9 protein-coding genes are annotated in these 14,704 nt (G+C 70.2%); all 9 read right to left on the reverse strand.

The features are described from left to right. Positions 1-4,683 (reverse strand): ATP-binding protein (locus H0W40_RS16215; protein ID WP_292448203.1); only part of this gene is annotated, 4,683 nt, incomplete at its 3' end. After that, entirely contained in the window at positions 4,680-5,309 is a 630-nt protein-coding gene (locus H0W40_RS16220) for a PAS domain-containing protein (RefSeq protein WP_292448205.1), read from the reverse strand. The genes H0W40_RS16220 and H0W40_RS16215, both read right to left, overlap by 4 nt. A gap of 272 nt (positions 5,310-5,581) precedes the next feature. Continuing rightward, positions 5,582-6,721 carry a PAS domain-containing sensor histidine kinase gene (locus H0W40_RS16225; protein ID WP_292448207.1) on the reverse strand — a complete coding sequence of 380 codons (1,140 nt, stop codon included), beginning with the start codon at positions 6,719-6,721 and terminating at the stop codon, positions 5,582-5,584. A 64-nt stretch (positions 6,722-6,785) separates the two neighbouring features. Then, entirely contained in the window at positions 6,786-7,802 is a 1,017-nt protein-coding gene (locus H0W40_RS16230) for a glycosyltransferase family 4 protein (RefSeq protein WP_292448210.1), read from the reverse strand. Continuing rightward, entirely contained in the window at positions 7,795-8,973 is a 1,179-nt protein-coding gene (locus H0W40_RS16235; protein WP_292448213.1) for a glycosyltransferase family 9 protein, read from the reverse strand. Before H0W40_RS16235 ends, H0W40_RS16230 begins: the two co-directional genes overlap by 8 nt. Beyond that, entirely contained in the window at positions 8,970-10,175 is a 1,206-nt protein-coding gene (locus H0W40_RS16240; protein WP_292448216.1) for a glycosyltransferase family 2 protein, read from the reverse strand. Before H0W40_RS16240 ends, H0W40_RS16235 begins: the two co-directional genes overlap by 4 nt. Next, entirely contained in the window at positions 10,172-12,223 is a 2,052-nt protein-coding gene (locus tag H0W40_RS16245; RefSeq protein WP_292448218.1) for a carbamoyltransferase C-terminal domain-containing protein, read from the reverse strand. The genes H0W40_RS16240 and H0W40_RS16245 overlap by 4 nt, the downstream gene beginning before the upstream one ends. Further along, the gene (locus H0W40_RS16250) at positions 12,220-13,428 is read right to left on the reverse strand and encodes a glycosyltransferase family 9 protein (protein WP_292448221.1); all 1,209 of its coding nucleotides are present in this window, start codon (positions 13,426-13,428) and stop codon (positions 12,220-12,222) included. Before H0W40_RS16250 ends, H0W40_RS16245 begins: the two co-directional genes overlap by 4 nt. Beyond that, complete coding sequence (locus H0W40_RS16255; protein WP_367153831.1) at positions 13,425-14,258, reverse strand: D-glycero-alpha-D-manno-heptose-1,7-bisphosphate 7-phosphatase; 834 nt, start codon at positions 14,256-14,258, stop codon at positions 13,425-13,427. The genes H0W40_RS16250 and H0W40_RS16255 overlap by 4 nt, the downstream gene beginning before the upstream one ends. Positions 14,259-14,704: the final 446 nt, after the last annotated feature.

Genomic DNA, 14,704 nt, shown 5'->3' on the forward strand with positions numbered 1-14,704 from the left:
TGCGCCGTGGCCCGGCCCGGCGCTGGCCGCCTCGACGCTTCCGCCGTGCATGCCGACGAGGCTCTTGACCAGCGACAAGCCGATGCCCAGGCCGCCCTGCGAGCGGCCGCGGTCGCGGTCGATCTGTGTGAACAGGTCGAACACGCGCGGCAGCATGTCGGCCGCGATGCCGATGCCGGTGTCGCGCACCGTCACCAGCGCCTGGTCGTTCTCGCGCTGCGCGGCGAGCTCGATGCGCCCGCCGGCGTCGGTGTACTTGGCGGCGTTGTTGAGCAGGTTGGCGAACACCTGCGCGAGGCGCACGGCATCGGCGTCGAGCAGCATCGATTCCTCGGCGATGCGCTGCTCGAGCTTCAAGTCGGCGGCCTCGATGAGCGGGCGGCTGGTCTCCACCGCGCCGCGCAGCACCTCGGCCAATTGCACCGGCGCACGCCGCAAGTCGATCTTGCCGCCGGTGATGCGCGAAACCTCGAGCAGGTCGTCGACCAGCCGCACCATGTGGTCAATCTGCCGCTGCATCATGGCGTGCACGCGGCCCGCCGTTTCGGGTGCATGCGTGATCTGCAGGATGTGCACCGCGTTGCGCAACGGCGCGAGCGGGTTGCGCAGCTCGTGGGCCAGCGTGGCGAGGAATTCGTCCTTGCGGCGGTCGGCTTCCTGCAACGCCTGCTGCGCGCTGCGCAGCTCATCGATGTCGACGCTGCCGGCGATCCATTCGGTGATGTCGCCGGTGGCCTCGTCGCGCAGCGCGACGGCGCGGCTCAGCGTCCAACGCCATACGCCGTCGTGGCGGCGCATGCGCACTTCGGCCTCGTAGGGCTCGCCGGTGGCCAGCGAATGGCGCCAGGCGGCGCGCACGCGGTCGCGGTCGTCGGGGTGGATCAGCTCGTAGCGCCGCGCAGCCAGCAACAGCTCGGCATTGCCGGCGAATTCGGCGGCATGGCGGTTGACCCAGACCGCCGTGCCGGTCGCGTCGAAGCTGAACACGCTGTGCGGCAACGAATCGGCCACGCGCCGGAAGCGCTGCTCGCTGGCGCGCAGCGCTTGCTCGCCGAGCTTGTGTGCGTCGATGTCGGTGGAGGTGCCGTACCAGCGCACGATGCGCCCCGCGCCGTCGCGGCTGGGCAGCGCGCGGGTGAGGAACCAGCGGTACCGGCCGGTGCGGGCGTGACGAAGGCGGAACTCGGCGGTGAGCGTCGTGCCGGCATCGACCGCCTGCTGCCAGCGATGCGCGAGCTCGGCCATGTCCTCGGGGTGCACCACGGCCGCGAGGTCTGCGGCCTGGACATTGCTGCACCCGGTGTATTCGCTCCATTGGCGGTTCACGAACGAGGTGCGGCCGTCGGCTTCGGTCACGTAGACGATCTGCGGCATGGCGTCGGCGAGCACGCGGAACTCGTGCTCGCTCTCGCGCAGCGCGCGCACGGCATGGGCGCGTTCCACCGCCTCCCAGCAGCGGTTGACGACCAGCCGCAGCACTTCGGTCTCCTCGCCGCTCCAGGCGCGCGGCAGGCTCTGGTGCAGCGCCAGCGTGGCGAGCATCGCGCCGTTCTTGAGCAGGGGCACGCTGACCGCCGCGGCGATGCCGGCCGCCTGCCAGCCTTGCAGCGAATCGCCGACGCGCGGGTCGCTGGCCGCATCGCTCACGACGAGCGCGTGGCCGGCCTGCTGAGGCGCAATCACCTCGGCGCCGAAGTCGAGCAGGCGCAAGCGCCCATCGATCGGCGCTACGCCTTCGCGACAGTAGGCACCGCCGATCCGCACGTGCTCGCCGTCGGCCTCGACCTGCGCATAGGCGCAGCGGTCGGCACCGAAGTGCTGGCCGATGAGGCGCGAACTGACGGCCACCACCTCGTCGGCGTCGTCCAGGGTGCGCGTGGCGTCGTCGAGCGCGACCAGCAGGCGGTTGCGCACGTCGCTGGCGCGCAACGCCTCCTGCAGCAGGCGGCTGGCGAGCACATCACGGAAATAGAAGGCCAGCCCGCCGCCCGACACCGGGTAGACGTTCACCTCGAACCACACGCCCAGCGGCTCGTAGCGGTCGTCCACGCGCACCGAGACGCGCTCACGCATGGCGCGCCGGTACGTCGCCTCGAAGGAATGGCCCGCCAGGCCCGGAAACAACTCCCAGATCGTGCGGCCGAGCATGTCTTCGCGCCGGATCGACACCAATTGTTCCGCCGCGCTGTTGGCGTAAGTGACCTGCCAGTCCGCGTCGGTCGCGACGAAGCCCTCGGTCACGCTTTCCAGCACGTTCTCGGTCTCCGCGCGCAGCGCTGCCTCGCGCTCGGCGCGCTCCCGGCGCAGGCGCGCCAGCGCCAGCGTGCCGCTCACCCGCGCGAGCAGCTCGCGTGCGTTGAAGGGCTTGACGAGGTAGTCGTCGGCACCGGCCGCCAGGCCTTCGATGCGCGCCTCCTCGCCGGCGCGGGCGGAGAGCAGGATCACCGGCACGCCATCGGTGCGGGCGTCGGCACGCAACGCTCGCAGGAGCTCGAAGCCGCTCAGTCGCGGCATCATCACGTCGCTCAGCACCAGCTCGGGCCGCTCGGTGCGCACCAGCGCCAGCGCGGCGGCGCCGTCGGGCGCGACGATCACGCGGTGGTGGGCCGAGAGCAGCCGGCGCAGGTAGCCGCGCATGTCGGCGTTGTCGTCAGCCACGAGCACGAGCGGTCGCGTGTCGTCGGCGGCCTTCGCCCCGGCCGGGGCATCCGCCGCGTCCGGGGCGTCGAACAGCGAGGCGGCGGCCGACGCTGCGGTGGCGGTCCAGAAAGTGCCGCTCGCCGCGTCCAGCGAACCCCAGGCGGTGTCGCGTATTTCCTCTGGCTCGCCGTCGAGATAGACATCGGCATCCAGCAAGTTCTCGTGCGGCAGCGCCGCAACGTCAGCGCGCTCCCGCGGCAGATGCGCGCGCCTGAGCGGGACCGACACCGCGAAGCGGCTGCCCTGCCCGGTCCGGCTGTGCGCCGCCACCTCGCCGCCGTGCAGGCGCACGAGGTCGTGCACGAGGGCCAGGCCGATACCGCTGCCTTCAATGCTGCGACCTTGGGCGCCGTCGACCCGGTAGAAGCGCTCGAACAGGTGCGGCATCGCCGCTTCGGGTATGCCGGTGCCGGTGTCGCTGATCGTCAGGTAGGCCGACTCGGCGTCCGCCCGCAGCGTCACGCGCACTTCGCCTTCGAAGGTGAACTTGAAGGCGTTGCTGAGCAGGTTGAGGACGATCTTTTCCCACAGGTCGCGATCGACGAACACCGGCTCGCCCAGCGGCGGACAGTCGATGACGAACCCGAGCCCGGCACGCTCCATCGCCGAGCGGAACACGCTGGCCAGATCGACGGTCAGTGCGGCCAGGTCCAGCGGCTCGAAGCGGGCCTGCAGCCGGCCGGCCTCGATGCGCGAGAAATCGAGCAGCGTGTTGACCAGCCGCAGCAGCCGCTGGCCGTTGCGTTGCGCGAGCTGCAACTGCGTGTGCGCTTCGGCCGGATCGGCGCCCGCCGGGCCGGCGGCCAGCAACTCGTCGATCGGCGAGAGCATCAGCGTGAGCGGCGTGCGCAGCTCGTGGCTCACGTTGGAGAAGAACACGGTCTTGGCGCGGTCGAGTTCGGCCAGCGCCTGCACGCGGCGCTTTTCTTCGGCAAAAGCGCGCGCATCGGATACAGCGTTGCCGAGCTGGGTGGCGATAAGGTCGAGAAAGCGCCGGTAGCCGGCATCGAGCGGCAACCGCGGGCTTACACCGACCACCAGGAAGCCGGCCGGCCGCTCGTTCGCACCGGGACGCGTGAACGGCAGCACCAATGCCTGCGTGATCGACTCGGGCCAGGGCCCGGCCACCAGGCCCGGGTGACGTTCGGCGAGTTCGTCCAACGTGCAGGCGGCGCCGGTGCGGGCAACCAAACTCAAGGGCCACGCCGCTGCAGTGCCCTGCTGCCCGGATGCCACCGTGGCCTGCTCGCTGGCGTCGTCTCCCACCAGCGACACCTGAAGGGGGGCGGCGCTCGCTCCGGCAGGCAAACCGGTCTGCGCCACGAGGCGCGCGACGGGCGCATCGTCGTCCAGCAGATACAGCAAAGTGAAGGGCAAATCCTCGTCATCGCCGGCCAGCGACGCGGCGGCCTGCTCGCAAGCCTGCTCCGCATCCTGCGCCGACAAGGTGGCGCTGGCGAGCGTGGCGAGCAGGGCCAGCCGCCGCTCGGCGATGGTGCGCTCGGTGACTTCGGACACGACGCACAGCATCCCGGCCACGCGGCCGGCGTCGTCGTAGACGGGGCTGTAGGAAAAGCTGTGGTACGTCTCCTCGACGAAGCCGCTGCGCTGCAGGAAGAGCTGCAGGCCTTCGTCCCAGGTGGCGGTGCCGCTGTCGAGCACGTGCTCGATGCGCGGGCCGATCTCGGGCCAGATCTCCGCCCACACGGTGCGCGCCGGCGCGCCGAGGAAGCCGGTCTTGAGACCTAGCGTGGGCCGGTAGGCATCGTTGCAGAAGAAACTGAGCTCGGGGCCCCAGGCCATCCACATGGCGTAGCGCGAATCGAGCAGCACGCGCACGACGGTGCGCAGGCTCTGCGGCCAGGTCTGCACCGGGCCGACCGCCGTGCGCGACCAGTCGCACTCGCGCATGAGCCGGCCCATCTGCCCGCCACCGAACAGAGCCGCCTGGGCCGCCGCACCGTCGTCGAAGCGTTCGTTCAAACGAGTCTTCCGCGTGACCCGCACGGCGCCGACTGCGGCCGTTTCCCGGGAGGCCCGCAGTCTAACGGGGCCCTCGCAAAGCTGCGACCGTGAAGCAGGGCGCCCGCTCGGCGCGCCAGACCGACGAGCCCGCGCACGCCGAGCTGGTTTGCCCTACACGCCTGCCTCTCGAGCCGAAGCGCTTCCTTCGATCGGAAAGCGAACGAAGAACGTCGTGCCGCCCACCGGGTCGCTTTGCACCCGCGCGCTGCCGCCAGGACACCGCCGGTAAGGATCACGCTGAAAGGACCGCGAAGATCGTGCGTGAGCGTGGTCACGAATCGCTCGTGAAGCTCCCGTTCTTCAGTGAGCTGCGACACCACGTCCTCGATCGTCTTGCGGGCGCGTACCTGTTCCGTCACGTCGACCACGGTGCCGAGGATTCCGCTGATCTCTCCGGACGATTCACGGAAGGGGTGGTAGCTGAGATCGATGAAGCCGTCGCGCGGGGCACGCGAATGTGCTGCTCCGCAAACGACCCGGTAGCCGGTGTTGTAGATCTGGATCGCCTCCGGCCCCCAGATGATGTTGATCGGGAAGTTCGACGCCAGGCACAGGCTCACCGGCCACGATTCGATGGGACCCACGGCGTGGCCGCCCAGTCCGTGGCGCGGATCAGCGCCGACATCTCGCCACCCCCCGACAGCCACTCGTGCTTCAACGCTTCGACGCTCATGGTTCCGTTCCGTCCAACATCGGCATTGCGGGAGCGTGTGTTGCACCTGGATGTGCTCAACCACGGACCCTTCGGGAGGCCGCCAGACTTGGCCGGCCCGGGTGAGCGGGCCGCGGGCTTTTGCTTTCGCACCGTCTCGCAGGAACCCCGGCATTCTGCCGCCCTGCGGCAGGCCGGCGAGCATCAGGCAGGCGTGGGCGCGGATTGCACGAGCGGCAGGCGCACGGTGAACTCGCTGCCCTTGCCGGGGCCTTCGCTGCGCACTTCGACGATGCCGTGGTGCAGGGCGACGAGGCTCTTGACGAGTGCCAGGCCGATGCCGAGCCCGCCGCTGGCCGCGGAGCCGGCGCTCGACTCCTGCGTGAAGAGATCGAAGATGCGCGGCAGCATGTCGGCCGCGATGCCGTTGCCGTTGTCCTCGACGCGGATCACCGCCCGGGTCGCCTCGACCGTGCACTTGACCCAGATGTGCCCGCCGCTCGGTGTGTACTTGATCGCGTTGTTGAGCAGGTTGACGATGATCTGCTCGAAGCGCATCGGATCGGCCTCGATCTCGATCGGCGCCGGCGGCATCAGCGCGGCGAGCGCGAGCTGCCGGTCCTGTGCGCCGGGGCGGCACAGCTCGACCGCCTGCCCGAGCGCGGCCTGCAGCACCAGCGGCTGCAGATGCAGTTCGAGCCTGTCGACGTCGAGGCGGGTCACGTCCATCATGTCGTCGACCAGCCGCTTGAGCTGGGCCAGTTGACGGTCGATCACCTGCAGCGGAAAGCGCAGCCGGTCGTCGCTGGCCATCATGCGAATGAGCTGGGCGGCGTTGCTCAGCGGCATGAGCGGGTTGCGCAGCTCGTGCGCGAGCGTGGCGATGAAGATGTCGCGCTGCTCCTGCCCGCCAGCGAGCGCGGCGAGCTCGTTTTCCAGGGTTTCGATTTGCGCGCGGAGGTCGGTCCGGTCACGCATGATCTTGGCGAAGCCGACCACCCGGCCGTCGGCGTCCTGCAGTGCGGTCAGCACGCCGTCGATCCACACACGCGAACCGTCCTTGCGAAGATGCCAGCGGTCATCGGCGGAGGTGCCCGTGGCCCTGGCGGTGACCACTTCGTGGCGGTCCAGCCCGAGCGCACGGTCCTCGGCGGTGAAGAGTCTTTCGAGCGGCTGGCCTTGCAGCTCATCGGGGCGGTAGCCCAGCGTTTCCTCGACACCGCCCAGCGCCGAGACGACGCGTGCTTCGGCGTCCAACAGGAGCAGGGCATGGCTGCGAAGCTGCGTGCGCCACAACTCGAGCAGTTGCTCGGCGTCGGCTGCGGAGGGCTCGGTGTCGTTCATGCGCAGTGGCTGCGGCAACTGGCATGCCGACCTTTGTCGGCGGTGCCTTGGCAAGCAAGACCGCTCATCCCGTCACGCTGTCGATCGCCCGCCTCCACTCGGCGACGAAGCGCTCGATGCCGAAGCGCTCTTCGGCGGTCCGTCGCGCCGCCTCGCCCATGCTGCGGGCCTGTGCCGGATCGGCGAGCAACTGCTTCATGGCGGTGGCCAGCCGGTCGGGCCGGGTGTCGATGAAACCGTTCTCGCCGTTGCGAATGACGGTGACGAGTTCGGTCGTCGCCAGCCCGACGATGGGCAGGCCCACCAGCATCGCCTCGATCACCGCCAAGCCGAGGCTGGTGTAGCGGATCGGGTTGAAGAAGAAACGGTGCTCGGCCATCAGCCCCGGCAGGCGCAGCTGGTTCACCTCGCCGAGGATCTCGCCGCGGCTTTCGCTGCGGCGGTCCGTGGCACTCGCACCGGGACGCGCCGCCGATCGACGATCGGCCTGCAGTTCCTCGCTGCCCATCCCGGCCAGCGACAGGGGCACTTCCCGGGCCATGTCGCGGTAGATATCCAGGCCGAGCCGGCGCCCACGCCGGGCCATGTTGTTCACGACAACGATGCCGCACTCGCGCGCGCCGGTGTAGCGCGCGGAAACCAGCGGCTTGACGCCGTGTTCGATCACGCGCACCGGGCAGGCGCCGCTGTCCCACATCAGCGCGTTGAAAGGCGTCACGTGAACGAGCAGCACCTCGGGGTTGTCCACCCAGTGTTTCGTGGCGGTGGGGTGCTCCTGCGGCGGATCGTGTTCGAGGTAGATGCAGGGCAGCCGGCGCTGCGCCTCGCTCAGCAACTGTTGACGGTCGCCCTCCCACTCGGCACGCGACTGGAACAGCAGCACGTCGATGGGCATTTCCTGTAAGCGATCGGCGGGCGCCTCGTGAACGTTGTCGCCCCAGGGCAGGCTGCCGCTGCGGCCGCCGTGGTGCGTGGACCGCGCCGCGTCGGTGACGAGGTAGAAGTCGTGCGGCACCTGCGTCAGGTTGTAGAGGTAGTTGCCGTGGACGTGCCACGTGAGGATGCGCAGGCGCCTAGACATGAATGGCCTGCTCCTGTTGCGCGGCGCGGCGCAGCGCCGGTTGCAGCGCATGCATGACATCGGCCACTTCGATGGCGCTTGCGCAGCCATGGTCGAAGGGGCACACCGCGTGGCTGCACGGCCGGCAGGCCATCGGCTGCCACAGCACGGGGTGGCGTTCGCGGGCCAGTGGCGCCCAGCGCGCCACGTCGGCGCCGCAACTGACCACCACGCTCGGCCGGCGCAGCGCCGCGGCGATGTGCGAGAGGCCGGTGTCGTTGCAGACCACGCGCTCGGCGCCTTCGATCAGAGCACCCAGCGTCCAGAGCGTCGTACGCCCGACCAGTTTGACGGGCGGCACGCGGATGCGGACCGCGAGCGACTCGACGAGATCGGCCTCAGGCGCGCCGCCGGTGAGCACGACGGTGGCGCCGTCCTCGGCCAGCCGGTCGGCCACCTCGGCGAAGCGCTCCAGTGGCCAGCGCCGCGAGGGCAGTTGCGCGCCGGCGTGCACGCACACGTAGCGCCGGCCCTCGCGCGCGCCGGGCCAGATCTCGGCGAGCGCGTCACGGTCTGCCTCGAGCACCGGGAAGTCGAGCTGCGTGCCGCGCCGCGGCAGCCCGAGATGGTCGGTCAGGCCGAGCAGGCGGTGGATCTCGTGGCCCTGCTCGGGCCACGGCGCGTAGAGCGCGGCGTCCTCGGTGGGCCGCCAGGCGTGTTCGTTGAAGAAGCCCGCCGTTTGCCGCGCACCGAAGCTCGCCACCAGCGGGTTGACGATGCCGCCACTGCCATGCAGTTGCAGTGCGAGATCGAAGCGCTGCGCCTGCACCTGGGCCAGAAAGTCGGGCAAGGCTCGCGGATCGCAGGCCACCTCGGGCAGGCCTGGGTAGCCGGGAAAGGCGATGAAGTCGTCGACGCAGTCCAGCCGCTGCACGAGCGTGCGGGCCCACGGCAGGCCGATCAGCGTGATGCGGGCGCGCGGAAAGCCGTGGCGCAGCGCACGCAGCGCCGGCACCGCGCACAGCATGTCGCCGAGCATCAGCGCGCGAAAGACGGCGATGCGCTCGATCGGGCCGTCGAGCGGCGGTGCGGTTTGCGTGCGGCGCTCGATGGCCCGGACGTCTTCGGGCAAGACGCCCGCCTCGCGCGGCGTCGGGCTGCCGTTGCGGCGCGACAGGGCGGAGCCGCTCACAGGAAAGCCGCCCGGAAATGGATCGCGCCGCGCAGCCGCCAGTACACCGAGAGAAACGGAATGAGCGCCGAGGTGAGCAGCATTTCGCCGATGTGCTCTGGCGTGAGCGCCGTATGGCGCAAGCGCTGCGCGGCCAGGTGCAACACGAAGGCCCCCGCCAGCAGCGCAGCGGTGATCGCGGCAGACGCTTGGCCGGCCAGCAGCAGCAGCGGCGTCGCCAGGGCGAGGGCCACGATCAGGTAGTAGTTCCAGGGCGGCACGCGGCGGATGCGCTGCCGATAGCGCTGCGGGTGCTTCTTGTAGAGCAGCGCATCGAAGTAGGCGTTGCGCTGCTGGCGCAGGCACACGCCCCAGCGCTCGGGGCGCACCGGGTGCTGCACGACGGCCTCTTCGCAGCGCCCGACCGGCCCGCACTCGTCCATGAGACGGAACTGCAGGTCCGAGTCTTCGCGCCAGGCGCGCTGGAAGCGTTCGTCGAAGCCGCCGATTCGCACCAGCGCATTGCGCCGCACGAAGGCGTTGGCGGTCACGAACTCCGCCGTCTCGAGACCCCGGGTCATGCGCTCGTGGTCGGTGGGCCGCCGGCGCGGATCGGCGCACGGCACCTGCACGCGGCCGCACAGGCCCGTCAGGCCGCCCTCGGCCATGGCGCGCTCGCCGCTCGCCAGCCAGCCGGGGGCCGGGATCGTGTCGTCGTCGGTGAAGACGACCAGCGCACCGAATCCGGCGCGCCAGCCGCAGTTTCGGGCGATGGCCGGGCCGCGGCCCTGGGCGGGGCGCAGGTAGCGCAGCGCAGGGCCGCCGGGGTTGCCAGCGGCCAGCGCTTCGACGGCGGCCTGCGTGCAGTCGTCGTGGCCGTCGTCGACGACAATGATCTCGAAGGACTCGGGGGGCAGTTGCTGGGCCAGCACCGCGTCGAGGCAGCGGCGCAGCAACTCGGGGCGCTTGTAGGTGGGAATGACGACGGAGAGACGGGGCGTTGCATTGCTTCCTCGCTCGCCGGCATGGCGATGCCGTGCGTCTTGAGCCAGCTCCGCATTGCTCCCTCTCCCTTTGGGAGAGGACTGGGGTGAGGGCCAGCCGACCTCGCCGTTCGAGCTACCTCCGAGGCCGCCGCCCTCACCCCAACCCTCTCCCAGAGGGAGAGGGAGCGAAGACTCTGCCGAACCGCGCAGGCCAGGCACACTTTTCATGTCGCTCATGCCGTCCCCTTCTTCTCCACCAGAAACGACCCGATCACCAACGCATCCAGCGGCGTGCTGAAGAAGGCCTCGATCGCATCGCGCGGCGTGCACACGATGGGCTCCCCGCGCACGTTGAAAGACGTGTTCACGAGCACCGGCACGCCGGTGCGTCGGCCGAAAGCCTCCAGCAGTGCATGAAAGCGCGGGTTGGTCGCGGCATCGACCGTCTGCACGCGCGCGGTGCGGTCGCTGTGGCAGGCGGAGGGAATGCGCGCCTCCTGGCCCGGCTTCGTGTCGTAGATGAACAGCATGAAGGGCGAGCGGCCGCCGTTCGCCTCGGCCGGAGAAAACCACTGGCCGAGTTCCTCCTGCGGCAGCGCCGGCGCGACCGGGCGGAAGTCTTCGCGGTCCTTGAGTTCGTTCAGGCGCTGCTGCATGGCCGGATCGATCGGCGAGGCGAGGATGGAGCGCGCGCCGAGTGCGCGCGGGCCGAACTCCATGCGGCCCTGGAACCAGCCGATGATGCGGTTCTCGGTCAGCAGCTCCGCGGTCGCCTCGGCGATGCCTTCGGTGCTGCCGAGGCGCCGGTAGCTCAGCTTGGCCCAGCGCAGCAGCGGCTCGATCTCGTCGTCCTCGAAGCCAGGGCCGAGGTAGACGTGTTTCATGTGCCAGCGGCCGGCAGCAAGCGCCACCGGCGCCGGCCGGTCGGTGCCTGAGAGCGCGGCGCGCTCACCCTCACTTGCAGTGCGCGCGTCGGCCTGCAGGCCGACGCCGCTCAGCGGGCTCGCCGCATGCGGCTCGAAAGCCCCGCTTCGCCCCCGACCCTCTCCCGCAAGCGGGAGAGGGAGTGTTTCTCCCAGTCGCGGGAAAGGGAGTGTTCCTCCCACACACGTCGGTTCGGCTCCCTCGCCCCTGAAGGGGGAGAGGGTTGGGGTGAGGGGGACGGCCTCGCCCATCGCCGGCCCCTCGCCCAAACGCTCACGCGCATCGATCCACAAGGCCGCGCCAAGCGCGGTGCCCGCATCACCTGCTGCCGGCTGCACCCAGACCGCTTCGAACACCCGGCTGTCCCGCAGCCTTGCATTCATCACGCAGTTGAGCGCCACGCCGCCAGCCATCGCGAGCTGCCGCTCGCCGCTGGCTTCGCGCAGCCACACGGCCAGCTCGTGCACAGTTTCCTCGAGCACCTGCTGCAGCGAGGCGGCCAGATCGAAGTGGCGCGGCTCCAGCGCGCTGCCGGGCACGCGCGCCGGCCCGCACCAGGCGGGCAGGTCGAGCGGCGCGATCGTGAAAGCGCCACCCTCGCCCACCTGCACGCGCTCACGCAGGTGGCCCGCGTAGCGCGGCTTGCCCATGGCGGCCAGCGCCATCACCTTGTACTCGTCGCTCGAATGCAGGAAGCCGAGGTGGCTGGTGACCTTCTCGTACAGGATGCCCAGCGAATGCGGCATGTGCACCGCGCCGAGCGGCTCGTAACGGTCGCCACGCCACGCGCCGTAGGTGGTGGTGGCGCGCTCGCCGCGGCCATCGAGCGTCATCACGGCGCAGCACTCGAAAGGCGCAGCAAGGAAAGCGCTGGCCTGGTGGCAGGTGTGGTGGTTGACGAAGTGCCAGCGGTAGGGCGAACGCTCGTGGCTGCCGCCGGCGAAGCGCTTTGTCAGGTGGTGCGGTGCGCCGTCGACGAGCTGCCGCGGCGCGTTGACGATGTAGGCGGCGAACAGCGGGTCCCAGGGGTTCTCCCAGCCGCCCTCGCCTTGTTTCACGGCGTGGGCCGAAGGTTCCAGCGGCAGCGTGACGGTGGCCTCGCCCTTCAGCCGGTCGCCGAGAAAGTCGCGCGGATCGAAGCTGTAGGCCACGTGGTCCAGCTCGCCGAGCGTGAGGCCGGCTTCGCTGAGGCAATAGTGGATGGCGCCGAAGGGCAGTTCCCACGCCGAGAACGGCACCGGCCGCTTGCCGTGCTTGATGCGCGAGAAGCGCTCTTCTTCAGCGGCGGCCACGCACTCGCCGTCGATCACGAGAGCGGCGGCCGAATCGTGGAAGGCGGCGTTGATGCCGAGCGTGATCATCGCGTGGCCTGCGCCAGCATCGAGCGCTCGACGGGCCGCTGCCGAAGCACGCTGCTCATCACGGCGCTGTTCAGCGGCACCGCAGGTCCGGGGCCCATGAGTTCGATCGAGGCCCGCACGATGGCCTGGGGGTCGACCTTTTCAAGGCAATCGTGGTGGCCCAGCGGGCATTCGCTCTTCAGGCAATTGCGGCAGGGCACGGGGTGATTGAGCACGCGCGAACTGACTTTCCAGGGCGTGTGCTGCGGGTTGGTGAGGGCGTACAGGTCGACCACCGGCGTGGCGACCGCCGCGGCGATGTGCACCGGCCCGGTGTTGTTGCTGACCAGCACCTCGGCGCCCGCGATCAACGCGGCCAGCTCGCCGAGCGGCAGTTCACCGGCAAGCGACAGGGAGGGCTGCGTCATGACGGCACGCGCCTGCGCGATCAGCGCGCGCTCGCCGGCATCGCCCGTGAAGATCGCCGTGCAGCCGCTTTGCAGAACGATCTGTTCGGCGGCCCGACCGAACTGCTCGGCCGGATAGCGCCTCGATGAAGCGGTGGCGCCGGCGTGCACCACGAAGTACGGCTTGTACGGGTCGAGCCCCGCAGCGCTCAGGCGGTCGCGCAGCCGCCATGCATCGCCCGCCGCGTAGCTGAAGCGCAGCCGTTCGTCTTGCGGGTGCAGGCCGACTGCAGCTACCAGCGCGAGCTGGCGCTCCACTTCGTGGCGCATGCCGTCGCCGAAGATTTCCGTGTCGACCACCCAGTCGGACAAGAGATCGTAGGGGTTCTCGCGGCTGTGCGCCAAACGCAGCGGAATGCCGGCCAGGCGGCACAACAGTGCGGCCGGCAGCGCGCTCTGCGTGCAGACGGTGAAGATGATGGCGGCATCGAAGGCGCCTTCCGCCAGCCGATCGATCATTCGCGCCTCGGCCTGGCCGAGCATGGCGGTCTCGCTCGCGCTGCCGAGGTGCGTGGAACGCACCCACGGCGCCTCGAAGGCGATCACGTCGTCCACCACCGGCAGGTGCGGCGCCAGGACGGCGCCCGAAGGCGAAGTGAGCAAGGTGAGTCGCGCCTTGGGCAGGCTGCAACGCACGGCGGCGAGGGCCGGCGTGGTCATGAGCAGGTCGCCGAGGTTGTCGAGCCGCACGGCAAGCACGTTGCGCGCGGCATGCCAGCGCCAGCGGGCAGTCTCGACGCGAGCGAGTTGGGCATTCATGCTGTTGCCTCGGTTGTTCGAGAAGAATGCATTGCTCCCTCGCCCGTTCGGGAAGAAGGTATCGCTCCCTCGCCCCTCTGGGGAGAGAGTTGGGGGCGAGACGGGGCTTTCGAGCCGCATGCGGCGAGCCCGTCGAGCGGCCCCGGCTTGCAAGCCGGGGCGCGCATAGCAGGTGAGGGGCGACCGCGCTGGCCCCCACCCTCACCCCGAGGGAGAGGGAGAGGGAGTAATACGGAGCTCTCCACGATCCTGTGCGCCGCTTCCAGCAGATCGCCCACGCAGTGCTGCGGTTCGCGCAGCGGCCCGTGCTCCCACAGCGTTTCGTTGCCCACGTCGAGCAACACGCTGCGGCACCCGGCGCGCCGGCCGGCTTCGACGTCGTCGAGGATGTCGCCGACCATCCAGCTCCGCGTCAGATCGAGCTCGTGTTCGAGCGCGGCCTCGCGCAGCAGGCCAGGCATGGGCTTGCGGCAGGCGCATACGGGGCGCCCCGAGGCGTGCGGCGCATGCGGGCATGCGTGCACGCCGCACAGCACGACACCGGCTTCGTCGAACACCCGCCGCACCAGCGCGCGACGCAACTGCTCGAACGCGTCGCTGCTGAAGCGGCCCAGCGCCAGGCCGGGCTGATTGGTCACCACCACGAGTGCGAAGCCGGCCCGCGCCAGCAGCGCCAGGCCCGCCAGCGCGTGGGGCGCGAAGCGCACGAGCGCCGGGTCAACGTTGTAAGGCACGTCCTCGACCAGCGTGCCGTCCTTGTCGATGAAGACCGCGGGCCGGCGCGCCCGGAGCGCGTGCGGGTTCGTCTCGGGCATGCGGGTCGCAAGCATGCGGGTCTCGGACAGGCGCATTTCAGTGGTCCATGGCGCTGTGCGCCTTCGGCGACGAATGAAACGCCAACGAGCGCGGAGGGTCTGGATGCGGCCCGTTGCGGACGTTCAGCGTGCATTGCGGTGCGACGGCTTGGCGGGAGCAAAGCTGTGGGCGGGTGCCCGTCGGCGCTTCAGTGCGGCGGTCGCCGCTACGCGGCGACTGCGCTGCGCTGCTCGGTCTCGTGGCCGCGTCGCGGAACTCGCTTCGTTCGCTTTGCTCACTGCGCTCAAACAACCGCGACGAGTCAGTTGACGAAGCGCGCTGACGCGCGCCGGCCACGAGCCCTGCGCTGCTCGCCGCCGCACAGGCGCGCCGCCGGGCACCCGCCCACAGCTTTGCAAGAAGCGCAGCTCTTCCATATAGAAAGAAGGCGCTTCGCAGGCATCGAGCCTGCGAAGCGCCG

The organism is Methylibium sp., assembly GCF_013817345.1.
Taxonomy (GTDB): domain Bacteria; phylum Pseudomonadota; class Gammaproteobacteria; order Burkholderiales; family Burkholderiaceae_C; genus Methylibium.